Source organism: Stenotrophomonas chelatiphaga (genome assembly GCF_032054965.1).
GTDB lineage: Bacteria > Pseudomonadota > Gammaproteobacteria > Xanthomonadales > Xanthomonadaceae > Stenotrophomonas > Stenotrophomonas chelatiphaga.
Map to the genome: position 1 here is coordinate 105809 of NZ_DAMBRS010000013.1, position 21332 is coordinate 127140.

Annotated in this window: 22 protein-coding genes and 1 pseudogene; 13 read left to right on the forward strand and 10 right to left on the reverse strand. The window is 68.1% G+C overall.

Translation table 11 applies throughout. The annotated features are described in order from the left end of the window. Positions 1 to 35: 35 nt before the first annotated feature. From RTX79_RS15070 to rlmM, 3 genes are all read left to right on the forward strand, one after another. The gene (locus RTX79_RS15070) at positions 36 to 1784 is read left to right on the forward strand and encodes a glutamine--tRNA ligase/YqeY domain fusion protein (protein ID WP_312684580.1); all 1749 of its coding nucleotides are present in this window, start codon (positions 36 to 38) and stop codon (positions 1782 to 1784) included. Between the two features lie 142 nt (positions 1785 to 1926). Next, on the forward strand, positions 1927 to 2487 hold the full coding sequence (locus RTX79_RS15075; RefSeq protein ID WP_057687288.1) for a nucleoside deaminase: 561 nt from the start codon (positions 1927 to 1929) through the stop codon (positions 2485 to 2487). Beyond that, entirely contained in the window at positions 2471 to 3553 is a 1083-nt protein-coding gene (gene rlmM, locus RTX79_RS15080) for a 23S rRNA (cytidine(2498)-2'-O)-methyltransferase RlmM (RefSeq protein ID WP_312684581.1), read from the forward strand. The genes RTX79_RS15075 and rlmM overlap by 17 nt, the downstream gene beginning before the upstream one ends. A gap of 78 nt (positions 3554 to 3631) precedes the next feature. On the opposite strand, the gene RTX79_RS15085 is transcribed toward rlmM, so the two are convergent. Both RTX79_RS15085 and RTX79_RS15090 read right to left on the reverse strand, forming a co-directional pair. Then, a complete protein-coding gene (locus RTX79_RS15085) occupies positions 3632 to 4108 on the reverse strand; it encodes a hypothetical protein (protein WP_312684582.1) in 477 nt (158 codons plus the stop codon). Next, on the reverse strand, positions 4105 to 4557 hold the full coding sequence (locus RTX79_RS15090) for a hypothetical protein (RefSeq protein ID WP_312684583.1): 453 nt from the start codon (positions 4555 to 4557) through the stop codon (positions 4105 to 4107). Before RTX79_RS15090 ends, RTX79_RS15085 begins: the two co-directional genes overlap by 4 nt. A 100-nt stretch (positions 4558 to 4657) precedes the next feature. Between RTX79_RS15090 and RTX79_RS15095 the strand changes: the two genes are divergently transcribed. After that, a complete protein-coding gene (locus tag RTX79_RS15095) occupies positions 4658 to 5059 on the forward strand; it encodes an EF-hand domain-containing protein (protein WP_312684584.1) in 402 nt (133 codons plus the stop codon). 49 nt (positions 5060 to 5108) lie between these two features. Here the strand turns inward: RTX79_RS15095 and RTX79_RS15100 are convergent, their stop codons facing one another. After that, entirely contained in the window at positions 5109 to 6290 is a 1182-nt protein-coding gene (locus RTX79_RS15100; protein WP_312684585.1) for a UbiH/UbiF family hydroxylase, read from the reverse strand. Next, entirely contained in the window at positions 6287 to 7492 is a 1206-nt protein-coding gene (gene ubiH / locus RTX79_RS15105) for a 2-octaprenyl-6-methoxyphenyl hydroxylase (RefSeq protein WP_312684586.1), read from the reverse strand. Before ubiH ends, RTX79_RS15100 begins: the two co-directional genes overlap by 4 nt. Positions 7493 to 7600: 108 nt before the next feature. On the opposite strand from ubiH, the gene RTX79_RS15110 reads away from it, so the two are divergent. The 9 genes and pseudogenes from RTX79_RS15110 (at position 7601) to RTX79_RS15150 (ending at position 16831) form a co-directional block, all read left to right on the forward strand. Then, positions 7601 to 8185, forward strand: a complete 585-nt coding sequence (locus tag RTX79_RS15110; protein ID WP_312684587.1) for a hypothetical protein — start codon at positions 7601 to 7603, stop codon at positions 8183 to 8185. Positions 8186 to 8196: 11 nt separating this feature from the next. Then, positions 8197 to 8751, forward strand: a complete 555-nt coding sequence (locus RTX79_RS15115) for a cob(I)yrinic acid a,c-diamide adenosyltransferase (protein ID WP_057687296.1) — start codon at positions 8197 to 8199, stop codon at positions 8749 to 8751. 22 nt (positions 8752 to 8773) lie between these two features. Beyond that, a complete protein-coding gene (locus RTX79_RS15120; protein WP_312684589.1) occupies positions 8774 to 9706 on the forward strand; it encodes a histone deacetylase family protein in 933 nt (310 codons plus the stop codon). A gap of 91 nt (positions 9707 to 9797) precedes the next feature. Beyond that, entirely contained in the window at positions 9798 to 12224 is a 2427-nt protein-coding gene (gene lptD / locus RTX79_RS15125; RefSeq protein ID WP_312684590.1) for an LPS-assembly protein LptD, read from the forward strand. Beyond that, positions 12221 to 13552: pseudogene (locus tag RTX79_RS15130) on the forward strand (peptidylprolyl isomerase); the annotation flags it as partial. The gene lptD and the pseudogene RTX79_RS15130, both read left to right, overlap by 4 nt. Positions 13553 to 13570: 18 nt before the next feature. Further along, positions 13571 to 14581, forward strand: coding sequence for a 4-hydroxythreonine-4-phosphate dehydrogenase PdxA (gene pdxA, locus RTX79_RS15135; protein ID WP_312684591.1), 1011 nt, complete (start codon positions 13571 to 13573; stop codon positions 14579 to 14581). Then, positions 14578 to 15390 (forward strand): 16S rRNA (adenine(1518)-N(6)/adenine(1519)-N(6))-dimethyltransferase RsmA, encoded by an 813-nt coding sequence (gene rsmA, locus RTX79_RS15140; protein WP_057687301.1) that lies wholly within the window; start codon positions 14578 to 14580, stop codon positions 15388 to 15390. The genes pdxA and rsmA overlap by 4 nt, the downstream gene beginning before the upstream one ends. 13 nt (positions 15391 to 15403) lie before the next feature. Continuing rightward, positions 15404 to 15784, forward strand: a complete 381-nt coding sequence (apaG, locus tag RTX79_RS15145) for a Co2+/Mg2+ efflux protein ApaG (RefSeq protein ID WP_042614797.1) — start codon at positions 15404 to 15406, stop codon at positions 15782 to 15784. A 15-nt stretch (positions 15785 to 15799) separates the two neighbouring features. Beyond that, entirely contained in the window at positions 15800 to 16831 is a 1032-nt protein-coding gene (locus RTX79_RS15150) for a symmetrical bis(5'-nucleosyl)-tetraphosphatase (protein ID WP_312684592.1), read from the forward strand. Positions 16832 to 16846: 15 nt separating this feature from the next. On the opposite strand, the gene RTX79_RS15155 is transcribed toward RTX79_RS15150, so the two are convergent. Genes RTX79_RS15155 through RTX79_RS15180 form a run of 6 tightly spaced genes read right to left on the reverse strand, consistent with a single transcriptional unit; the run spans position 16847 to position 21110 of the window. Beyond that, positions 16847 to 17326: a dihydrofolate reductase gene (locus RTX79_RS15155; RefSeq protein WP_312684610.1), complete on the reverse strand. Its 480-nt coding sequence runs from the start codon at positions 17324 to 17326 to the stop codon at positions 16847 to 16849. Positions 17327 to 17343: 17 nt separating this feature from the next. Next, positions 17344 to 18138 (reverse strand): thymidylate synthase, encoded by a 795-nt coding sequence (locus RTX79_RS15160; RefSeq protein WP_057687304.1) that lies wholly within the window; start codon positions 18136 to 18138, stop codon positions 17344 to 17346. Then, positions 18135 to 19025 (reverse strand): prolipoprotein diacylglyceryl transferase, encoded by an 891-nt coding sequence (lgt, locus tag RTX79_RS15165; protein WP_312684593.1) that lies wholly within the window; start codon positions 19023 to 19025, stop codon positions 18135 to 18137. The genes RTX79_RS15160 and lgt overlap by 4 nt, the downstream gene beginning before the upstream one ends. Positions 19026 to 19083: 58 nt before the next feature. Continuing rightward, positions 19084 to 19578 (reverse strand): TPM domain-containing protein, encoded by a 495-nt coding sequence (locus RTX79_RS15170; protein ID WP_312684594.1) that lies wholly within the window; start codon positions 19576 to 19578, stop codon positions 19084 to 19086. After that, complete coding sequence (locus RTX79_RS15175) at positions 19578 to 20468, reverse strand: TPM domain-containing protein (RefSeq protein WP_312684596.1); 891 nt, start codon at positions 20466 to 20468, stop codon at positions 19578 to 19580. Before RTX79_RS15175 ends, RTX79_RS15170 begins: the two co-directional genes overlap by 1 nt. 3 nt (positions 20469 to 20471) lie before the next feature. Then, complete coding sequence (locus RTX79_RS15180) at positions 20472 to 21110, reverse strand: LemA family protein (RefSeq protein WP_312684597.1); 639 nt, start codon at positions 21108 to 21110, stop codon at positions 20472 to 20474. Positions 21111 to 21332: the final 222 nt, after the last annotated feature.

Consider the following 21332-nt stretch of genomic DNA (forward strand, 5'->3'; position numbering starts at 1 on the left):
AGACTGGCGGTCTTTCTGCCCTTGATTGCCGCATCATGTCCGAGCACACCCCTGCCAGCCCCGAGACCCCCGTCGACAGCCCCGAGAAGCGCGATTTCATCCGCCAGATCGTGCGCGAGGACCTGGCCAGCGGCAAGCACCAGGCGATCAAGACCCGCTTCCCGCCCGAACCCAACGGCTACCTGCACATCGGCCATGCCAAGTCGATCTGCCTGAACTTCGGCATCGCCGGCGAGTTCGGCGGCGTCTGCAACCTGCGCTTCGACGACACCAATCCGGCCAAGGAAGACCCCGAGTACGTGGCCGCCATCCAGGACGACGTGCGCTGGCTGGGCTTTGAATGGAACGAGCTGCGGCATGCCTCGGACTACTTCCAGGCCTATTACCTGGCCGCGCAGAAGCTGATCCGCGACGGCAAGGCCTACGTGTGCGACCTGTCGGCCGAAGAAGTGCGCGCCTACCGCGGCACCCTGACCGAACCCGGCCGCCCCTCGCCCTACCGCGAGCGCAGCGTGGAAGAAAACCTGGACCTGTTCGCGCGCATGCGCGCCGGCGAGTTCCCGGACGGTGCACGCACCGTGCGCGCGAAGATCGACATGGCCAGCGGCAACATCAACCTGCGCGATCCGGCGCTGTACCGCATCAAGCACGTCGAGCACCAGAACACCGGTTCGGACTGGCCGATCTACCCCATGTACGACTTCGCCCATGCGCTCGGCGATTCGCTGGAAGGCATCACCCATTCGCTGTGCACGCTGGAATTCGAAGACCACCGGCCGCTGTATGACTGGTGCGTGGACAACGTGGACTTCGCGCATGACGATGCGCTGACCGCGCCGCTGGTCGATGCCGGGCTGCCGCGTGAAGCGGCCAAGCCGCGCCAGATCGAGTTCTCGCGCCTGAACATCAACTACACGGTAATGAGCAAGCGCAAGCTGATGGCGCTGGTCACCGAACAGCTGGTGGACGGCTGGGATGACCCGCGCATGCCGACCCTGCAGGGCCTGCGTCGTCGTGGTTACACGCCGGCGGCGATGCGCCTGTTCGCCGAACGCGTGGGCATCAGCAAGCAGAATTCGCAGATCGATTTCAGCGTGCTGGAAGGCGCGCTGCGCGAAGACCTGGACAGCGCTGCGGCGCGCCGCATGGCGGTGATCGACCCGGTCAAGCTGGTGCTGGTCAACCTGCCGGAAGGCCATGAAGAATCGCTGACCTTCAGCAACCACCCGAAGGACGAGTCGTTCGGCACCCGCAACGTGCCGTTCTCGCGCGAACTGTGGATCGAGCGCGAAGACTTCGCCGAAGTGCCGCCGAAGGGCTTCAAACGCCTGCTGCCGGGTGGCGAAGTGCGCCTGCGCGGTGCCGGCATCATCCGCTGCGATGAGGTGATCAAGGATGCCGACGGCACCATCACCGAACTGCGCGGCTGGCTGGATCCGGAATCGCGCCCGGGCATGGAAGGCGCCAACCGCAAGGTCAAGGGCACCATCCATTGGGTCAGCGCCGTGCATGCGGTGCCGGCCGAAGTGCGCCTGTACGACCGCCTGTTCTCGGTCGCCGACCCGGACGACGAATCGGAAGGCAAGACCTACCGCGACTACCTGAATCCGGAATCGCGCCGCACCGTGACAGGTTACGTCGAGCCCGCCGCCGCCATCGCGCCGCCGGAGCTGTCCTTCCAGTTCGAGCGCACCGGCTACTTCGTGGCCGATCGCCGCGACCACACCGCGACCCGCCCGGTGTTCAACCGCAGCGTCACCCTGCGCGATACCTGGTCGGCCTGACCCCGACATCCTGCGCGCGCGGCCACCCCCGCGCGCCATCGCCGCCTGCCGCCCCTGCCCGTCCGCTTCATCGGACGCGGGCTACACTGCGCGCGGCTGCTGTTGTGTTCCACCCCCGTAACCCGATGAGAGGCACCCCGCGATGCTGTATGCGCAAGTCCACCTGACCCTTCCCGCCTGGATCCATGACCAGATCGACCTGGATCAGCGCTATCCCGGCGACGAGGCCAAGGTCGCGCTGGCCATCGCGCTGTCCAGGTCGAACGTCGAGCATGCCAGCGGCGGCCCGTTCGGCGCGGTGGTGTTCGGCCCGGATGACCAGGTCATCGCCGTGGGCGTGAACCGCGTGATGCCCCACAACACGTCGCTGGCGCACGCCGAGAACATGGCCTACATGCTGGCCCAGCAGCGCCTGCAGACCCCGCGACTGAACGATGTGCTGTCCCCGATCACGCTGGCGACGTCGTCCCAGCCCTGCTGCCAGTGCTACGGCGCCACCGTCTGGGCTGGCATCGATCGGCTGCTGATCGGCGCCAGTGCGGCCGACGTGGAAGAACTGACCCCGTTCGACGAAGGCCCGCTGCCGGCGGACTGGGTGGGTGAACTCAACAAGCGCGGTATCGAGGTGGTGCAGGGCCTCAACCGCGACGACGCGCGCGCCGTGCTGCGCGCTTATGGAGAAGCCGATGGCGCCCGCTACTGATACGTCTGCTGCCACGGCAGGGATAGGCCTGCTGTGCCTGTGCCGCCAGGGCTTCGAACCGGAACTGGCGGGCGAACTGACCGCGCGCGCGGGCGAGTTCGGTTTCGCCGGCTATGCGCGTACCCAGCGCAATGATGGCTACGTGCTTTTCATGTGCGACGAAGCCGCCGCGCTCAGCCGCATGCTGTCCTGGCGCGAGCTGATCTTCGCGCGGCAGAAGCTGGTGGTACTGGCTGAACTGCCGCAGCTGGATCCGGCCGACCGCATCACCCCGATGCTGGCGGTACTGCGCGATGCACCGCGCTTTGGCGACCTGTGGGTGGAACATCCCGATTCGGACGCCGGCAAGCCGCTGTCCGGGCTGTCGCGCGCGTTCGGCAACGCGCTGCGTCCGGCGTTGCGCAAGGCCGGCAAGCTGACCGACAAGCCGAACGAGAAGCTGCCGCGCCTGCACGTGGTGTTCGTCGACGGCACCCATGCCTTCGTCTGCGTCGCTGCACCCGCCGACAGTGCCCCGTGGGCGCTGGGAATACCGCGCCTGAAGCTGCTGCCGGACGCGCCTTCGCGCTCCGCACTGAAGCTGGAAGAGGCCCTGCTGACGCTGCTCACCGCCGAAGAACGCGAAGCGCTGATGAAACCCGGCATGCGCGCGGCCGATCTCGGCGCCGCACCGGGCGGCTGGACCTGGGTACTGACCCGCCAGCACCTGCGGGTGCTGAGCATCGACAACGGTCCGCTGCGCCAGCACGTGCTGGACACCGGCCTGGTCGAACACCTGCGTGCCGATGGCTTCCACTGGTCGCCCGAACAGTCGCTGGACTGGATGGTCTGCGACATGGTGGAGCAGCCGCGCCGGGTGGCCGAGCGCATGGCGACCTGGTTCCGCGAAGGCTGGTGCAAGCACGCGATCTTCAACCTGAAACTGCCGATGAAGAAGCGCTGGGATGAAACCCGCCTGTGCCTGGAACTGTTCGAGGAACAGGCCGGCAAGTCGCTGACCGTGCGCGCCAAGCAGCTCTACCACGACCGCGAAGAGATCACCGTGCTGGCATCGCCACTGCGCTGAGCCACCCGGTGACGCCGGGTGGCGTGCACGTGGCGCGCCACCGGGTCCTCGCAGGCCGGCGCGGGCTTGGCACCTGCGTCACCAGGTCGCGGGACGCGCGCGTGGCAGCTCCATTTCGGCCCGCGCCGCTTCCGCACTGTTGATGACGGCCGACGCCGCCTCGATACGCGCGTACACCCGGGCGAGCGCGTCGGCATCGTAGTCTTCCACGCCCATCATCCAGTCCTTCGACCAGCGCAGTCCCGATGCCCGCAGCTCGCTGCGCTTGGCTTCATACTCTCCCTGCAGGCGCCGCAGGTTGCACGCCAGCTTGCGCCGGCTCATCGGCCGCGCCGTTTCCTGCAGCTGCTCGCGCTGCACCCGATCGTGCAGTTTCTGTGCTCGGCTGGAGGGCACCAGGCCGGCGTCGCTGGCATTGGCCACCGTGATCAGCACGCTCTCCACCGCCTTGCAGGTTCCCGCATCCAGCGGGTCGGCGGTTCGGCTGCTCATGCCGGGCCAATGGCGCTGCAGCGCACGCAGAGGGGCCAGGCAGCCCTTTACCGCAAAGCTCACGGCGTGCCGCCCTGCGCGGAAGACGCCGCCACGCGCACGTGCCTGCTGAACTGTCGCGCCGCAGCGATCACCTCGCGGGTCGCGTTGATCTGTCCTGCATGGGTACTCCCCGGCCGCGTACCTCCGCTGTTCCGTAGCAGGGACTCCAACCTCCCGCTCTCGTCCTGCTTGAGCGCTTGTACCGCGTCAACCACCATCAACGGTGACAATTGCGTTTTCCCGCTCGCATGCGCCCAAAGCCAGTACGCGGGCGAGCTGCACCCGGCATCATTGCGCTGACTGGCAGCGTTGCTGACCGCGCGGAGCAGGACGGCCAGCGGCTTGCGCTCCAGGTCTTTTCCGTTCGCGATGCGAAGGGCCGTGTCCACCCGGTCCGCCCGAGCGGGGTGGAACAACCTCCAAAGCGCGTTGCTCGCATTCGTGGCCCAATCGCTCACGTACATCTTCAATAATTCCTGCTGATTGGCGTTCGTGAGACTATGGCGGCTGCGCGCAATGGCAGCTTTCAGATTCGGCGCGCATGCTGCCTGGACTGTCCGGAGTTCGCTGATGTCGTCGTCACCCCGCCGCCTCTACTTTTTCCTCCTGCTGCTCGCCAGCGCGGCCGCAGTCGCGCAACAGCCGCGTCCTGCCCCCGCGCAGAGCCAGCCGCTGCGCGATGACGGCGGCGTGGTGCGTGCGCAGGAGCTGTCCGCCGGCCGGGTGACCGGCAGCGTGGACATCGTGGTGCCGCTGGGCGAGACGCCGGTGACGGTGCGTTCGCTGACGCCGTCCAGCGCTGCCGGCCAGTACCGGATCCACTTCGCCGAACTGGATGTCGACGCTGACGGCTACATCAGTCGCGACGAGGCGCAGGCCAATCCATCGCTGGCTGATGAGTTCATTTCGCTGGACGTGAAACGCCGCGGCAAGCTGGATCGTGATGACCTGGCCGGGTGGTTGCTGGATTGAGGGTTGAGCTGTGACGACCAACGGTCGTCACCCACCTCGAAGGCGGCGATCAGACCCCCGCCGCGCGCTTCCAGAACACCTGCAGCAGCGGTGACAGCTTGCCGGTGCAACCCAGCACGCGGCCGCGTGCCAGGGTCAGGTGCAGTTCGTCATTGGAGAACAGCCGGTTGATGCCATCGAAGCTGTAGGCGGCGATCGTGTTGTCGCTGCGGCGCTCACGCGCCCAGCGCTGCAGCCGCTGCGGTGACAGCTGCGGCTGGCCACGCCGCTGCGCCGACGGCGCCAGCCAGCGCTGCAGCGCGGCCACGTCGCGCAGGCCGAGGTTGACCCCCTGGCCGGCCAGCGGATGCACCACGTGCGCCGCATCGCCCAGCGCCAGCACGCGGCCGGCAACGTAATGGCGGGCCAGCTGGCGGCGCAGCGGGAAAGCGGCGCGGCTGGACGCCAGCTGCAGCGCGCCCAGCCGCCCGCCGAAGGCGCGGGTCAGTTCGCGGTTGAACGCGGCTTCGTCCAGCTGCAGCACGCGCGCGGCCTCGTCTTCCGGCAAGGTCCACACGATTGAGCTGCGTCGTTCGGCCACCGGCAGCAGCGCCAATGGCCCGCCCGGCAGGAAACGCTGCCATGCCGTGGCCTGGTTGGGCAGCTCGCTGTCCACGTAGGCCACCACGCCACGCTGATGGTAATCGTGGCGGTCCACGGCGATCCCGGCCAGCTGGCGCAGCGTGGATTCGGCGCCATCGGCGGCGATGGCCAGGCCCGCCTCGATGCGGCGCCCGTCCTGCAGCCGCAGGCGCACGCCGTGCTCGTCCTGTTCCATGCCTTCGACGCGGGCCGGGCAATGCACCTCGACCCCGGCGCCCGGCAGGGCCGCCCACAGCCGATCCACCAGCAGGCCGTTTTCGATGATCCAGCCCAGTTCGCTGCGGCCGAAGCGGTCCGCGTCGAACAGCAGGTCATCGCCCCCGGCGGCATCCCACACCTGCATGCGCCGATAGGGATGCGCGCGACCGCGCGTGATCGATTCCCACACCCCGAGCCGCTGCAGCAGCTGCACATTGTCCGTGGCGAAGGCGAACACCCGCAGGTCCGGCTGCGCGGCCTGCCACGGTGCCGGCTCGTGGCCTTCGACCACGGCCACCGACAGGCCGGCATCGGCCAGCGCCAGCGCGCAGGTGGCGCCCACCACGCCGCCGCCGACGATCACCACATCGGTACGTGCGCGGCGGCTCATGCGGCTTCTCCGCGGCACAATTTCGGTACGTCGCCGCGGAAGCCCATCGAACCGCCGACCAGCAGCGACTGCAGCGACGTGGCCTGAGTGGCCAGCAGGCCGAGGCTGCGCAGTGGCCGCAACAACGGTGCGTCATTGCTTGTCAGGCGCGCCAGTCCACCGGAGAACGCAATGGTCTGCGCACGGTCATCCCCGCGCCGCGCCGCGTAGGCGTGCAGCAGCGCATCGGCACCGGCATCGCCCTCGGTTTCCAGCAGCTCGGCCAGAGTCAGCGCATCGCGCAGGCCCAGGTTGAAGCCCTGCGCACCCAGTGGATGGATGGTCTGCGCGGCATTGCCGAGCAGCACCGCACGCTCGGCCACCAGCGCACGCGACAGCACCTGGCGCAGCGGATACGCCGCGCGCGGACCAGACTCCAGCAGGCGCCCGGCGCGCCAGCCCACCGCCGCCTGCAGCCGCGCCAGCCAGGCCGCATCGTCCAGCGCCATGACCGCATCGGCCTCATCGCGGGCCACCCCGTGCACCACGCCGAAATGGCGGTCGCCGCGCGGCAGCAGCGCGGTCGGGCCGGTATCGGTCAGGCGCTCCCATGCGGTGCCATCCGGTGCGCGTTGGCTGCGTACCCGCGCCACGAACAACGTCTGCTGGAAATCATGCTCATCCACGCCGATCCCCAGCGCGCCGCGCAGCCCGCTGGCGGTACCATCGGCACCCACCACCAGCCGCGCCTGCAGCGTGTGCTCGCCCTGGTCATCCTGTACGTGGACCTGGCGATACCCATCGATGACCGCGCCCAGCCCGATGAAGCGCGCCGGACGCCGCCGCTGCAGCTGCGGCAGCTCCTGCAGCCGCGCCTCCAGCGCCATGCCGAAGTCACGCGCCACCACCACCTGGCCGAACCACGGGCGACCGTAGTCGGCTGCCGCCAACTGCACGCGGCCGAAGTCACCGGCACGACTGACATGGATGCGGGTGATCGGTCCCGGCGCACTGGACAGCTTCTGCATCACGCCCAGCGCGGTCAGTGCGTTGACCGTGGCTGCCGCAAAGCTGAGGTTGCGCTGGTCGAACACCGCCGGCAGCGCGCCACCTGCGGTGGCTTCCAGCAGGCACGCGCTGCGGCCGATGCGCTGCAGCGCTATGGCCAGGCTGGCGCCGACCAGCCCGCCGCCGATGATCAGGACATCAACTCGTTCGCTCATGTCGCCATGATACGCGCTCGCCCGCCGCCCCTGCCGGGCTGCCGCCCCTGCGCGCTGGCCTGCAGGCGGTCTAGAATGGGGTTTGTTCACCCTCCCGTGTGCACCCCGATGACGACCTCCCTGCAACGTGCCTTCGTGCTGACCTGCCTGGTGCTGTTGATGGCCGCCACGCGGGTGAACCATTTCGCCGCCATCCCCGATGCGTCCTGCGCGGTGTTCTTCATCGGCGGCTTCTACCTGCGCAGCTGGACCCGCTGGGCGTTCCCGCTGCTGATGGCGCTGGCGGTGCTGGTGGACTGGATCGTGATCCACAACCTGGGGCTGGATTTCTGGCAGCACTACTGCGTGTCGCCGGGTTACTGGATGCTGCTGCCCGCCTACTTCGCGATGTGGGCCGGCGGCATGGCGCTGGGCCACGGCTACCACGGCGCGCAGTGGTCCACCCTGGCCAAGGCGGTGGCGCTGGTGTTCGCTGCCGTGGCGGTCTGCCACCTGTTCGCACAGGGCGGGTTCTACTGGACCACGCGCAACGTGGCCGACCCCACCGTGGGCGGTTGGTTGAAGAACTACGCGGATTGGTTCATGCCCTACCTGGGCACCACCGCCCTGTACGTCGGCCTGGCCGCCGCGCTGCAGCTGGCCGTCGAACAGGTCGGCAAGCTGCGCCAGGCCCAGCGCGACGTGCGCGGCTGAGGCGCGCAGGGATGGGCAACCGGCTTTCACGCATCTATACCCGTACCGGCGATGACGGCAGCACGGGGCTGGGCGACGGCAGCCGGGTCGGCAAGGACGATGCGCGGGTTGCCGCGTTCGGCACGGTCGACGAGGCCAATTCGGCGCTCGGCGTGCTGCTGGCCGTGCCCCTGCCCACCGATGTGCAGGCGCTGCTGACCAGGCTCCAGCACCAGTTGTTCGACCTCGGCGGCGAGCTGTGCATTCCCGGCCATGCGGCCATCACCGATGCCGATGTCACCGCGCTGGAACAGCAGCTGGACCACTACAACGCCGACCTGCCCACGCTGAAGGAATTCATCCTGCCGGCCGGTGGCGAGGCCGCCGCACGCTGCCACCTGGCCCGCACCATCGTGCGCCGGGCAGAGCGCGAGACGGTCGCCCTTTCGCGCGTTGAAACGGTGCGGCCGCAGGCACTGCACTACCTCAACCGCCTCTCCGACCTGCTGTTCGTGCTGGCCCGCGTGCTGGCCCGCGCCAACGGTGCCGGCGAAGTACTCTGGCAGCATTCGCGCCGCCACGGCTGACCTTTCCGGATCCCCCGCGCCCATGCTGGTCTACACCCATCCTTCCTGCCTGCAGCACGATCCCGGTCCGGACCACCCCGAATCCCCGAAGCGGCTGCAGGCCGTGCTCGACGCGCTGCAGGCAGCGTTCCCGGCACGGCTGGACTGGCGCCAGGCGCCTTCGGCCAAGCGCGGCGACCTGGCCCGCGTGCACGATGCCGAACTGATCGACCTGGTGCTGCAGCCGCAGACCGCCGACCTGCGGCAGATCGACATGGACACCCGCACGTCGCCGGGTTCGGCCACCGCCGCCCTGCATGCCGCCGGTGCCGGTATCGCCGCGGTGGATGCGGTGATGCTGGGCGAGGACCCGCTGGCGTTCTGCGCGGTGCGCCCGCCCGGCCACCACGCCACCGCCAGCACCGCCATGGGGTTCTGCCTGCTCAACAACATCGCGGTGGCCGCCGCACATGCGCGCGACCGCTACGGGCTGGAGCGGATCGCCGTGGTCGACTTCGACGTCCACCATGGCAACGGCACCCAGGACATCTTCCAGCTGGATCCCCGGGTGGCGTACTACAGCACCCACCAGGCCGGCCTGTTCCCGAACTCCGGGCTGCGCCGCGACCGTGGCGCAGGCAACCTGTTGAACATCCTGCTGCCCCCGGGCAGCGGCAGCCTGCGCTTCCGCAATGTCTGGGCCGACGAGATGCTGCCGGCCATCGACGACTTCCGCCCGCAGCTGCTGCTGGTGTCGGCTGGCTTCGACGCCCACCTGCGCGATCCGCAGGCCGACCTGATGCTGGAAGCAGAGGACTTCGCCTGGATCACCACCGAACTGCACGCGCTGGCCCGCCGCCATGGCGGCGGCCGGGTGGTGTCGATGCTGGAAGGCGGCTACGACCTGCAGGCCCTGGCCGAGTCCAGCGTGGCGCATGTAGGGGCCCTGCTGGACGGCCGGGCCGGGGCTGCCTGATGAACCCCGACCGCCACCGGTGAGCGGCCTTCATTGCCCCTATGCAATGGATGGGGCAAGCTACGGATCGTTTTCGCCTGAACCATCACGCGTGCGCAAAGCCCTCCGCCTGTTGCCTCTCCCCCTGGGTATCGCCCTCTGCCTGCCGGCGTTCGCCGAAGACAAAGCGCCGAACTGGGGTCTGTGCCCTGCCACCGACGTCCTGCCCGCCTTTGGCGAGGCACCGCCGGCGGACAAGGCTGCCGCCGAAACGCGCACCCAGCAGCCCACCGACATCGAGGGCGACCAGCTGTATGGCACCTCCACGGTGCCGCAGTACCAAGGCAACGTCGCGCTCAAGCGCGGTGACCAGTTCCTCGGTACCGATCACCTGAGCTTCGATACGGAAACCGGCAATTACACCGCCGAGGGCAATGTCCGTTACTCCGATTCGTCGATCCGGATGGTGGCCAAGCGCGCCGAGGGCAACCAGGAGGCGGACACCCACAAGATCTCCGACATCCAGTACCAGCTGGTGTCGCGTCGCGGCAACGGTGGCGCCGAATCGGTGGACCTGCAGGGTGCGGTCGGGCAGATGCACCGCTCGACCTACACCACCTGCGACCCGTCCCAACCGGTCTGGAAGCTGTCTGCCCCGCAGATCGAAGTGGACAACGACGAAGGCTTCGGCACCGCGCGCAACGCCGTGCTGCGCATCGGCAAGGTGCCGGTGCTGTGGGCGCCGTACTTCAAGTTCCCGATCGACGACCGGCGCCAGACCGGCCTGCTGTATCCGGAGCTGGGCGTGTCCGGGCGCAACGGGTTCGATTATGCGCAGCCGATCTACTTCAACCTGGCGCCGAACTACGACGACACGCTGACCCCGCGCTACATGAGCAAGCGCGGCTTCATGCTGGACAATGAATTCCGCTACCTGTACGACGGTGGCCGCGGTGAGCTGCGTACCGCCTACCTGCCCAACGACAAGCTGCGCGACAAGGACCGTGGCCGCGTCGAATACACCGGCTACCACAACTTCAACGCGAACTGGCAGGCCCGTGCCGGGCTGGCCTGGGTCAGCGACGAACGTTACCTGGAAGACTTCGCCAACCGGCTGCTGGGCGTGACCGCGTCCAACCTGCAGAGCCAGGCCGGCATCTACGGCACCGGGGAAACCTGGACCGCCGGCCTGATGGCCGACTACTGGCAGCTGACCGATTACACCCTGACCGAAGAGGCACTGCCCTACAACCGGCAGCCGCGCCTGTTCGGCACCTGGGACCAGCCGATCCTGCCGTGGCTGGAAGTAGGCGTGTATGCCGAAGCGGTGCGCTTCGTGCACGACGACATCCACGACAAGATCATCGATGACGACGGCGAGTACGTGCGCAACGGCGTGGAACGCGAAGTGCTCGGCGGCTCGCGCCTGGACATCAAGCCCTACGTGACCATGCCCTTCAGTGGCGCGGCCTGGTATGTCACCCCGACGCTGGCCTGGCGCTACACCGGCTACGACCTGGAACAGGGCCTGGCCGACAGCATCCGCGCCAACAATCTGGCCGCGGCGGGCATCACCAATCCGACCCCGGACCAGCTGCGCGGCAACACCTCGCCCAACCGAAGCGTGCCGATCGCCAGCCTGGACGCGGGCATGTTCTTCGACCGCGAGACCACCATCGGCGACAAGCCCTACCTGCATACGCTGGAACCGCGCCTGTTCTACCTGCGCACCCCGTACCGCGACCAGAGCGAGCTGCCGGTCTTCGACACCCGTGACTTCACCTTCAGCTGGGGCCAGCTGTTCCGCGATTCGCGCTACACCGGCGCCGACCGCCAGAACGATGCCAACCAGCTGACGATGGCACTGAGCACCCGCTTCATCGACCAGACCAGCGGCCGCGAGCGGTTCTCGGCCAGCATCGGCCAGATCCTGTACTTCGACGATTCCCGCGTCACCCTGCCGAGCAATCCCAGCCCGGTGGAACAGGGCAAGTCGGCCTGGATCGCCGATACCAATTACATGATCAACGACCGCTGGAACCTGGGCGCCACCTACCAGTGGGATCCCAAGAACAAGCGCGAAGACCTGGCCAGCGTGCGTGCGCGCTACCTGATGTCCAACGACGGCATCGTCAACCTGACCTACCGCCACCGGATCAACCCCGATGGCACCAACCTGCTCAAGCAGGGCGACCTGTCCTTCCTGTACCCGATCAACCCGCGCTGGAGCGTGGTCGGCCGTTACTACTACTCCATCGAAGACAGCAAGCCGCTGGAAATCATCGGTGGCGTGCAGTGGGACAGCTGCTGCCTGGCGGTGCGCGCCCTGGCCCGCCGCTACGTACGCAACCGCGAAGGCGAGCTGAATACTTCCTTCCAGCTGGAGTTCGTGCTGAAGGGCCTGAGCTCCATCGGCCAGAACACGGACCGTACCCTGCGCCGTGCTATCCTCGGTTACAACCGCGACGACCTCTATCTCGTGCCCCCCAGCACCACCGGCGCGACCCGCGACGACTACGATCCGAACCTGATCCCATGACCAAGACCTTCCCCGTCCTACTCGCCTCCCTGCTGGCGGTGTCCACTGCGTCCGTACCCTTGCAGGTACTGGCCCAGCAGACCCAGCCGCTGGATCGCATCGCCGCCGTCGTCGACGAAGACGTCATCCTGCAGAGCGAACTGGACCGCGCGCTGGCGAACATCAAGACCCAGTACGCCGGTCGCGAAAACCAGCTGCCGCCGGACGATGTGCTGAGCCGGCAGGTGCTGGAGCGGCTGGTGCTGGTCAAGCTGCAGGTCACCCGCGCCGAAGGCAGCGGCATCCGGGTTTCGGACCAGGAACTGAACCAGGCGATCAACTCGATCGCCCAGCAGAACGGCAGCAACCTGGACACGCTGCGTGGCCGCCTGGCCCAGGATGGCATCGATTTCGATGAGTTCCGCCGTTCGGTGCGTGACGAGATCATCGTCCAGCGCCTGCGCCAGAGCTATGCGCAGAGCCGCGTCAGCGTCAGCGAAGGCGAAGTGGATGCGGCCATCAAGCAGCAGGCCGTCACCGGTACCCAGTACCACCTCGCGCACATCCTGATCGCCACCCCCGATGGCGCCGATGCCAACCAGATCGCCACCGGCAAGCAGAAGGCCGACGGCGTCAAGGCGCTGCTGGACAAGGGCGAACTGGACTTCAACGCGGCGGCCGTGCGCTATTCGGACAGCCCCAACGCGCTGGAAGGCGGCGACCTCGGCTGGCGTTCCATGGACGAGATCCCGCAGGCCTTCCTGCAGGTGATGCAGGACATGAAGGCCGGCGACGTGGTCGGTCCGCTGCGTGGCCCCAGCGGCTTCCAGCTGCTGAAGCTGGTGGAAGTGCGTGATGCCAATGCTGCCGCGTCCACCGGCCAGACGATCACCGAATACCACGCCCGCCACATCCTGGTGCGCGTGACCGAGCAGCAGAACGATGACGCCGCCAAGGCGAAGATCGACACCCTGCGTGCCCGCATTGCCGGTGGTGCTGATTTCCAGGCCGTGGCCCGTGATGCGTCCGAAGACACCAACAGCCGTGGCCAGGGCGGCGACCTGGGCTGGTTCCCGGTCGATGCGTTCGGTCCGGACTTCGGCCGCCAGGTCGAAGGCGTGACCGACGGCAACATCAGCCAGCCGTTCCGCACCGATGCCGGCTGGCACGTGGTGCAGCGCGTGGCTACCCGCCAGACCGACGTCGGCGTGGACAACCAGCGCGCGCAGGTCCGTGAAACCATCGGCCGCCGCAAGCTGGAAGAAGAGTACAACCGCTTCCTGTCCGAACTGCGTGGCGAAGCCTACGTCAGCTTCCGCAGCGGTGACCGGGCGGAAAACACCGCCACCCCGCCGCAGTCCTGAGCCATGCTCCCAGGCGCGAAGCTCGCAGGAGCGGTGCTCCCCGAGCTCGCCCTGGTACCGGGCGAGCCCGCCGGGATCGGTCCGGAACTGTGTATCCGCCTGATCCAGCAGCCGCGCACTGATTGCCGGCTGCTGGCTTTTGCAGACCCCGCTACCCTGCAGGCAGCCGCCGCCGCGCTGTCGCTGCCACTGCAGTTGTTGCCGGCCGATGCCGATGCCCGCGTGCCGGGCGATCTGCGCCTGCACCCCCTTCCCAATGCGGTGCCCAGCCGGTTCGGCCATGCCGACCCGCGCAACGCTGCGGCCGTGATCGGCGCGCTGCAGGCGGCCGGCCAAGCGTGCCTGGACGGCCACCTGGATGGCGTGGTCACCGGCCCGGTGCACAAGGCGGTGATCAACCAGGGCGGCATCGCCTACAGCGGCACCACCGAACTGCTGGCCGACCAGGCCGGGGTCAAGGTGGTGATGATGCTGGCCAACCCCATCATGCGCGTTGCGCTGGCGACCACCCACCTGCCGCTGCGCGAGGTCGCCGATGCGATCACCGCCGATGGCCTGGAACATACCGTGCGCACCCTGCATGCCGCACTTCGGCGCGAGTTCGGCCTCGCCGATCCGCGCATCGCGGTGCTGGGCCTGAACCCGCATGCCGGGGAAGACGGCCACCTGGGCCGCGAAGAGCTCGATCTCATCATCCCGCTGCTGCAGCGGCTGCGCGCCGAAGGCATGCAGCTGATCGGCCCGCTGCCCGCCGACACCGCCTTCCTGCCAGCCAAGCTGGCCGGCTTCGACAGCGTGCTGGCGATGTACCACGACCAGGGCCTGCCGGTGCTGAAGTATTCCGGCTTCGAACAGGCGGTCAATCTCACCCTGGGCCTGCCCTATCCGCGCGTGGCGGTCGACCACGGCACCGCGCTGGAGCTGGCCGGACGGGGCATCGCCGATCCTTCCAGCCTGCAGGCTGCCGCTACCCTGTGTGCGCAACTGGCCTGGCAACGTAGACTTAGCGCATGAACCAGTATTCCCCCTCCGGCACGGCATTCACCGCCCCGGCCAAGAAGCAGTTGGGCCAGCACTTCCTGGCCGACCGCCACTACATCGACAGCATCGTGCGCGCGGTCAATCCCAAGCCCGGCGACCGCCTGGTGGAGATCGGCCCCGGGCAGGGCGCGATCACCCTGCCGCTGCTGCGCCAGCATCCCGAGTTGACCGTCATCGAGTTCGACCGCGACCTGATCGCACCGCTGACCGCCGCCGCCGCGCCCCTGGGCGCACTGACCATCATCCAGAGCGACGTGCTGCGGGTGGATTTCACCGCGCTGGCGCAGGCCGAAGGGGGTAGCGGACAGATCCGGCTGGTCGGCAACCTGCCCTACAACATCTCCTCGCCGATCCTGTTCCATGCGCTGGACCATGCCGCCGTGGTCCGCGACATGCACTTCATGCTGCAGAAGGAAGTCGTCGACCGCATGGCCGCCGGCCCCGGCAGCAAGGTCTTCGGCCGCCTCAGCGTGATGCTGCAGGCGTACTGCGAAGTGACCTCGCTGTTCGTGGTGCCGCCGGGTGCGTTCCGGCCGCCGCCGAAGGTCGATTCGGCCGTGGTGCGGCTGGTGCCGCGTGATCCGTCCACGGTCGGCATCCACGATGCCAGGCGCTTCGCCGAAGTGGTCAAGGCCGCCTTCGGCCAGCGCCGCAAGACCCTGCGCAATGCACTGAACAACGTGGTCAGCGCCGAACAGTTCGCCGCTGCCGGCGTGCGTCCGGATGCCCGTGCCGAACAGCTGGAGGTGGCGGAATTCGTCGCCTTGGCCAATGCAAGCTGATTACACTGCCAAGATGCACGACGACCAGTACGCCATGGACGTGGAAGTGGCTCCGCGCTTCCTCGATGACCAGTCCGCTCCCGAAGACGGACGCTTCGCCTTCGCCTATACCATCCGCATCCGCAACAGCGGCCGGGTCGCGGCCCGCCTGGTGGCACGCCACTGGCGGATCACCGATGCCGAAGGCCGGGTGGAGCATGTCGACGGCGATGGGGTGGTCGGCGAGCAGCCGCGGCTGCGTCCCGGTGAAGACTTCCGTTACACCTCCGGTGTCATGCTCGGTACGGAGCACGGCACGATGCAGGGGCACTACGACATGGTGGCCGACGACGGCACCGAGTTCGCCGCCGACATCGCGCCGTTCGTGCTGACCATTCCCCGAACCCTGCACTGACACGGAGGCCAGGCCATGAGCGTGTGGGCTATCGGCGACCTGCAGGGTTGCTACGACGTGACCCAGCGGTTGCTGGAAAAGATCCGTTTCGATCCGGCGCAGGACACCCTGTGGTTTGCCGGCGACCTGGTGAACCGCGGCGGCCAGTCACTGGAAACGCTGCGGCTGGTGCATTCGCTGCGCGACCACAGTGTGGTGGTGCTGGGCAACCACGACCTGTCGCTGCTCGCGGTGGGTTCGCGCAGCGAAGAAGAACAGCGCAAGGTCAACCCGGACCTGCTGCGCGTGGTCACCGCCGAAGACCGCGACGTGCTGCTGGACTGGCTGCGCATGCAGAAGCTGGTGCATGCCGACCGCGAACTGGGCTGGATGATGGTGCATGCCGGCATGGCGCCCAAGTGGACCACCCAGATGGCCGAAAAGCACGCGCGCGAAGTCGAGCAGCAGCTGCACGGCAACGGCTATCGCAAGCTGCTGCGCAACATGTACGGCGACAAGCCGATCTGGGCGCCGAACCTGACCGGCTACGACCGCTCGCGGGCGATCATCAACTTCTTCACCCGCATGCGCTATTGCACCGCGCGCGGGCGCATCGGCATCGAAGACAAAGGCACGCCGGGCACCCAGGAACAGGGGCTCTACCCCTGGTTCGAAGTGCCGGGCCGGGTCGAGCGTGACCTCAAGGTCGTGTGCGGCCACTGGTCAGCGCTCGGGCTGACCATCACCCAGGGCGTGCATGCCATCGATACCGGGGCGGTGTGGGGCGGCAAGTTGACCGCCCTGCAGCTGGATACCGATGAACTGCGCGTGGTGCAGGTGCCCGGCCGCGACGTGCCGGCGCCGGTTGCCGGTGCACGGCCCGCGCCGCGTGCGCCGAAGCCACGCCCGGAAGGCCAGCAGGCCGCACAGCCCAAGCCGCAGGCACAGGCACAACCCGGCGGGCAGCCGGCAGGCGGCGAGACGCGTACGCGTGGGCCCCGCCGTCGGCGCGGTCGTGGCCGCGGCAACGGCGGCGGTGGTGCAGGCAGTCCGCCCACGGCGGAATGACCGCCGCACCCGCCGTCAGCGGCGGGTGTAGTGCACGAAGCGGAACGCGAACGGGTGCCGCGCATCGGCCGCATGCGGCTGGCTGTCCACCTGCTGCCACAGGGCTTCATCGACGGCCGGGAAATGCGTATCGGCCGGTACCTCGGTGTCCACCCAGGTCAGGTACAGGTCGCTGGCATGCTCCATCAGCAGGCGGTAGATCTCGCCGCCGCCGATCACGCACAGTTCTTCTGCGGCTTCCGCGCGGCAGATCGCCAGCGCCTGGTCCAGCGATGCCACCGCGCGCATGCCGTCGAACGGCACCTGGCCACGACGGGTCAGCACCAGGTTGGTCCGTCCGGGCAGCGCGCGACCCAGCGATTCGGCGGTCCTGCGCCCCATCAGCACCGGCTTGCCCAGTGTCAGCGCCTTGAAATGCTTCAGGTCGTCCGGCAGGTGCCAGGGCAGCTGGTTGCCGTGGCCGATACCGCGGCTGCGGTCAAGCGCGGCGATCATCGAAAGGCGCGGGGAACTCACACCGCCACCGGGGCCTTGATCGCCGGGTGCGGATCGTAGCCGTCGATGCGGATGTCATCGAAGCGGAAGCCGAACAGATCGGTGACCTCCGGGTTCAACCACAGCGTTGGCAGCACGCGCGGTTCGCGCGCCAGCTGCTCGCGGGCCTGCTCGAAATGGTTCGAGTACAGGTGGGCATCGCCCAGCGTATGCACGAAATCACCCACCCCCAGCCCGGTGGCCTGCGCCACCATGTGGGTCAGCAGCGCATAGCTGGCGATGTTGAACGGTACGCCGAGGAAGATGTCGCCACTGCGCTGGTACAGCTGGCAGCTGAGCTTGCCGTCCACCACGTAGAACTGGAACAGGCTGTGGCAGGGCATCAACGCCATCTGCGGCAGCTCGCCGACATTCCAGGCACTGATCACCAGCCGGCGCGAATCCGGATTGCGCTTGATCTCCTCCACCAGCCACTGCATCTGGTCGATCTGCCGGCCATCGGCAGCCGCCCAGCTGCGCCACTGCTTGCCGTAGACCGGGCCGAGATCGCCGTTCTCATCGGCCCACTCGTCCCAGATCCGCACCTGGTTGTCCTTCAGGTAGGCGATGTTGGTGTCGCCCTGCAGGAACCACAGCAGTTCGTGGATGATCGAACGCAGGTGCAGCTTCTTGGTGGTGACCAGCGGGAAGCCGTCGGCCAGGTTGTAGCGCATCTGCCAACCAAACACGCTGCGCGTGCCGGTACCGGTACGGTCGCTCTTCTCCGCGCCGTGTTCCAGCACGTGCCGCAGCAGGTCCAGGTAGGGCTTCATGGCTTGGCTCCGGCCGGGGCAACCGGCAGCACCGGCTGCAGCACCGGCGCGCGATGGGACATCCACAACAGCACCAGGCCCAGCGCCACCAGCGGCAGGCTCAGGATCTGCCCACGGGTCAGCCAGTCGAAGGCCACGTAGACGCCGTTGTCCGGCATCCGCACGAACTCCACCGCGAAGCGGAACAGGCCGTACATCAGCGCGAACAGGCCGGACACCAGGTAACGGTTGCGCGGCTTGGCCGACACCACCCACAGCACCGCGAACATCACCAGGCCTTCCAGGAAGGCCTCATACAACTGCGAAGGATGGCGTGCGTACTGGTTCAGCGCACCGGTGGCGAACTCCGCCTTCAGCGTGGCGGTGTCGAGCTGCGCCAGCGGCGCGGGCAGCCCCGACGGGAACACCACGCCCCAGCTGCCGTCGGTGAACTTGCCCCACAGCTCATCGCCGATGAAGTTGCCCACGCGGCCGAAGCCCAGCCCCAGCGGCACCAGCGGCGCGACGAAATCCATGGTGTCGAAGAAGTGCAGGCGGTGCCGGCGCGACCACCACCAGCTGGCCGCGAGCACGCCCAGCAGGCCGCCGTGGAAGCTCATGCCGCCGTCCCACACCTTGAACAGCAGCAGCGGGTTGTACAGGAAATCGCCCATCGCATAGAACAGCATGTAGCCCACGCGGCCGCCCACCACCACGCCGAGCATGGCGTAGAACAGCAGGTCGGAAAAACCGTCGGCATTGACGCCCGGCAGGCGCCCTGCGGCGATGCGGCGCTTGCCCAGCCACCAGGCCGAGGCAAAGCCAAGCAGGTACATGATGCCGTACCAGTGCACCTGGATCGGCCCCAGCGAGATGGCGATGGGATCGATATCGTGGAAATAGATCATGGACGGTGCCTTGCGGGGATCGGGTTATTTTAGCGCCGCCAGCGGGACTCCACCCAGCTCAACCGAGAATCTGCGGCCAATCCGGCAAGGCGTCCTGGTCTGACCGCGCGCCCGGCGGAAAGTGCCCGGCCAGCAGCGTCGATACGTCATTGATCGCCATCACCAGCGCCGCCGCGGGATTACCTCCGCGCAGCCCTTCGCGCAGCGCGGCGCAGATCCGCTGCCAATCGGCTTCGGCGACCCTGCCGTGCAGTCCGCGATCGGCGACGATTTCGATGGCATGGTCCGCCAGCAGCAGGTAGATCAGCACGCCATTGTTCTGTGCGGTATCCCAGGTACGCAGGTGCGCGAAGGCACGTTCAGCGGCCTGGCGCGCGGTCACCCCGCGCCACAGCGCATCCAGCGGCAGGTCGGCTTCCACCGCGAACATGACCTGTCCGCCGTGGCGCTGCTCACCGGCGGCAATGGCCTGGGTAATCGCCTGCAGGGTGGCGGGCGGAAAGGTCCGCCGCACCGACGGGGACACGATATGGCGCAGTGCGCGTTGGATCATCACCAGCCTCCCGATGCGCCGCCGCCACCGGAGCGGCCACCACCGCCGCCCCAGCCACCGCCGCCGCCGAATCCACCGCCGCCCCCGAATCCGCCGCCCCCGCCCCAGCTGCCGCCCCCCCAGCCGCCGCCGCCGGCGAACCGGCCCGGGTGCCCGGAGGTGACCGCCATCAGCAGCCCGACGAAGCCGGCAATACCGCTGGCCAGCAGCAACGAAGTGAACAGGAAGGCCACCACGGCCGCGCCGCCCCCCGCGATCAGCCCACGCACCGGCCGCGGCAGGCGGCCGAGCACGGCGCGCAGGAGAGAACCGACGAAGAAGCCGATGACCACCGCTACGATCCACCCATCGCCCCCACCCTCGCCCTGCTGGGTGCGGTGCGCGCTGACCGGTGCCGGCAGCGGCTCGCCGTCGATCAGCTTGACCAGCACGCCGGACGCCTCGGTGATGCCACCGGCATAGTCACCGGCGCGGAACGACGGCACCAGGTATTCCTGGATCACGCGGTTGGCGATCGCATCGGGGATCGCGCCTTCCAGGCCGTAGCCCGGTTCGATGCGCACCCGCCGGTCATCCTTGGCCACCACCAGCAGCACCCCGTCATCCACGCCCTTGCGGCCCACCTGCCACTGGTCGAAAACCCGGGTGGTGTACTGGGCGATGTCTTCCGGCTGCGTGCTGGGCACGATCAGTACCTGCAGCTGGCTGCCCTTGCGCTGCTGCAGCGCCACCGCCTGCTGCTGCAGCTGGCGGACCTGCGCGGCATCCAGGGTGCCGGTGGTATCGACCACCGGTGAATCCAGCTGCGGGATCGCCGCCAGTTCCTGCGCGTGCAGGCTACCCAGCGGCAGGCACAGCAGCAGCAACCAGCCAAGCAGGCGCAGGTGCATCGATCAGCTGCCCGGCTGCTGGGCCGGCTGCGGCGCCGGCTGCTGCGGGGCCGGCGCACCGGTGTTGAACTTCACTTCCGGAGCGTTGGAAATCTGCGCTTCGTTTTCCACCGTGAAGTTCGGCTTGACCTGGTAACCGAAGATCTTGGCGGTCACTACCTGCGGGAACGAGCGGATGTAGGTGTTGTAGTCCTGCACCTGCTGGATGTAGCGGCCACGGGCCACGGTGATGCGGTTCTCGGTGCCTTCCAGCTGCGCCTGCAGGTCGCGGAAATTGGCATCGGACTTCAGCACCGGGTAGTTCTCGGTAACCACCAGCAGCCGCGACAGCGCACTGCCGAGTTCGCCCTGGGCCTGCTGGAACTGGCGCAGCGAGGCTTCGTCATCGGCGTTCACGTTGATCTGGCCGACCCGCGAACGGGCTTCGGTGACTTCGGTCAGCACCTGGCGTTCCTGGGTGGCGAAGCCCTGCACGGTATTGACCAGGTTGGGCACCAGGTCGGCGCGGCGCTTGTACTGGTTGAGCACTTCGGCCCAGCTGGCCTTGACCGATTCGTCCTTCTGCTGGATGGCGTTGTAGCCGCAGCCGGACAACAGGGAAGCCAGCAGGAGCAAGGGGATGAGGCGGGTCAGCAGGCGCATGGCCGGGCTCCACGGGGTGTTGGAAGCCGGAGCATCGCATGTTCCAGGTGAATGGGTTGCCGTGGGGCTGGTCGAACGGGTGGAACCCCCTCGCGGGTGGCTGGAGTGCGACAGCCGGGGTGGCGCCGGACGGGTGGGCCATGCAGGACACGCCGTAAACCCGTCCATGAAGTGACCCCCGGGAGTTGGACAGCTGATCCAACCTCCGAGGGTTACATGAAT

What these genes read in the sequence shown, in the direction of transcription:
- RTX79_RS15070 (WP_312684580.1), top strand. Translation starts at nt 36, where the DNA reads ATGTCCGAGCACACCCCTGCCAGCCCCGAGACCCCCGTCGACAGCCCC.
- RTX79_RS15075 (WP_057687288.1), top strand. Translation starts at nt 1,927, where the DNA reads ATGCTGTATGCGCAAGTCCACCTGACCCTTCCCGCCTGGATCCATGAC.
- rlmM (WP_312684581.1), top strand. Translation starts at nt 2,471, where the DNA reads ATGGCGCCCGCTACTGATACGTCTGCTGCCACGGCAGGGATAGGCCTG.
- RTX79_RS15095 (WP_312684584.1), top strand. Translation starts at nt 4,658, where the DNA reads ATGTCGTCGTCACCCCGCCGCCTCTACTTTTTCCTCCTGCTGCTCGCC.
- RTX79_RS15100 (WP_312684585.1), bottom strand. Translation starts at nt 6,290, where the DNA reads ATGAGCCGCCGCGCACGTACCGATGTGGTGATCGTCGGCGGCGGCGTG.
- ubiH (WP_312684586.1), bottom strand. Translation starts at nt 7,492, where the DNA reads ATGAGCGAACGAGTTGATGTCCTGATCATCGGCGGCGGGCTGGTCGGC.
- RTX79_RS15110 (WP_312684587.1), top strand. Translation starts at nt 7,601, where the DNA reads ATGACGACCTCCCTGCAACGTGCCTTCGTGCTGACCTGCCTGGTGCTG.
- RTX79_RS15115 (WP_057687296.1), top strand. Translation starts at nt 8,197, where the DNA reads ATGGGCAACCGGCTTTCACGCATCTATACCCGTACCGGCGATGACGGC.
- RTX79_RS15120 (WP_312684589.1), top strand. Translation starts at nt 8,774, where the DNA reads ATGCTGGTCTACACCCATCCTTCCTGCCTGCAGCACGATCCCGGTCCG.
- pdxA (WP_312684591.1), top strand. Translation starts at nt 13,571, where the DNA reads ATGCTCCCAGGCGCGAAGCTCGCAGGAGCGGTGCTCCCCGAGCTCGCC.
- rsmA (WP_057687301.1), top strand. Translation starts at nt 14,578, where the DNA reads ATGAACCAGTATTCCCCCTCCGGCACGGCATTCACCGCCCCGGCCAAG.
- apaG (WP_042614797.1), top strand. Translation starts at nt 15,404, where the DNA reads ATGCACGACGACCAGTACGCCATGGACGTGGAAGTGGCTCCGCGCTTC.
- RTX79_RS15150 (WP_312684592.1), top strand. Translation starts at nt 15,800, where the DNA reads ATGAGCGTGTGGGCTATCGGCGACCTGCAGGGTTGCTACGACGTGACC.
- RTX79_RS15155 (WP_312684610.1), bottom strand. Translation starts at nt 17,326, where the DNA reads ATGATCGCCGCGCTTGACCGCAGCCGCGGTATCGGCCACGGCAACCAG.
- RTX79_RS15160 (WP_057687304.1), bottom strand. Translation starts at nt 18,138, where the DNA reads ATGAAGCCCTACCTGGACCTGCTGCGGCACGTGCTGGAACACGGCGCG.
- lgt (WP_312684593.1), bottom strand. Translation starts at nt 19,025, where the DNA reads ATGATCTATTTCCACGATATCGATCCCATCGCCATCTCGCTGGGGCCG.
- RTX79_RS15170 (WP_312684594.1), bottom strand. Translation starts at nt 19,578, where the DNA reads ATGATCCAACGCGCACTGCGCCATATCGTGTCCCCGTCGGTGCGGCGG.
- RTX79_RS15175 (WP_312684596.1), bottom strand. Translation starts at nt 20,468, where the DNA reads ATGCACCTGCGCCTGCTTGGCTGGTTGCTGCTGCTGTGCCTGCCGCTG.
- RTX79_RS15180 (WP_312684597.1), bottom strand. Translation starts at nt 21,110, where the DNA reads ATGCGCCTGCTGACCCGCCTCATCCCCTTGCTCCTGCTGGCTTCCCTG.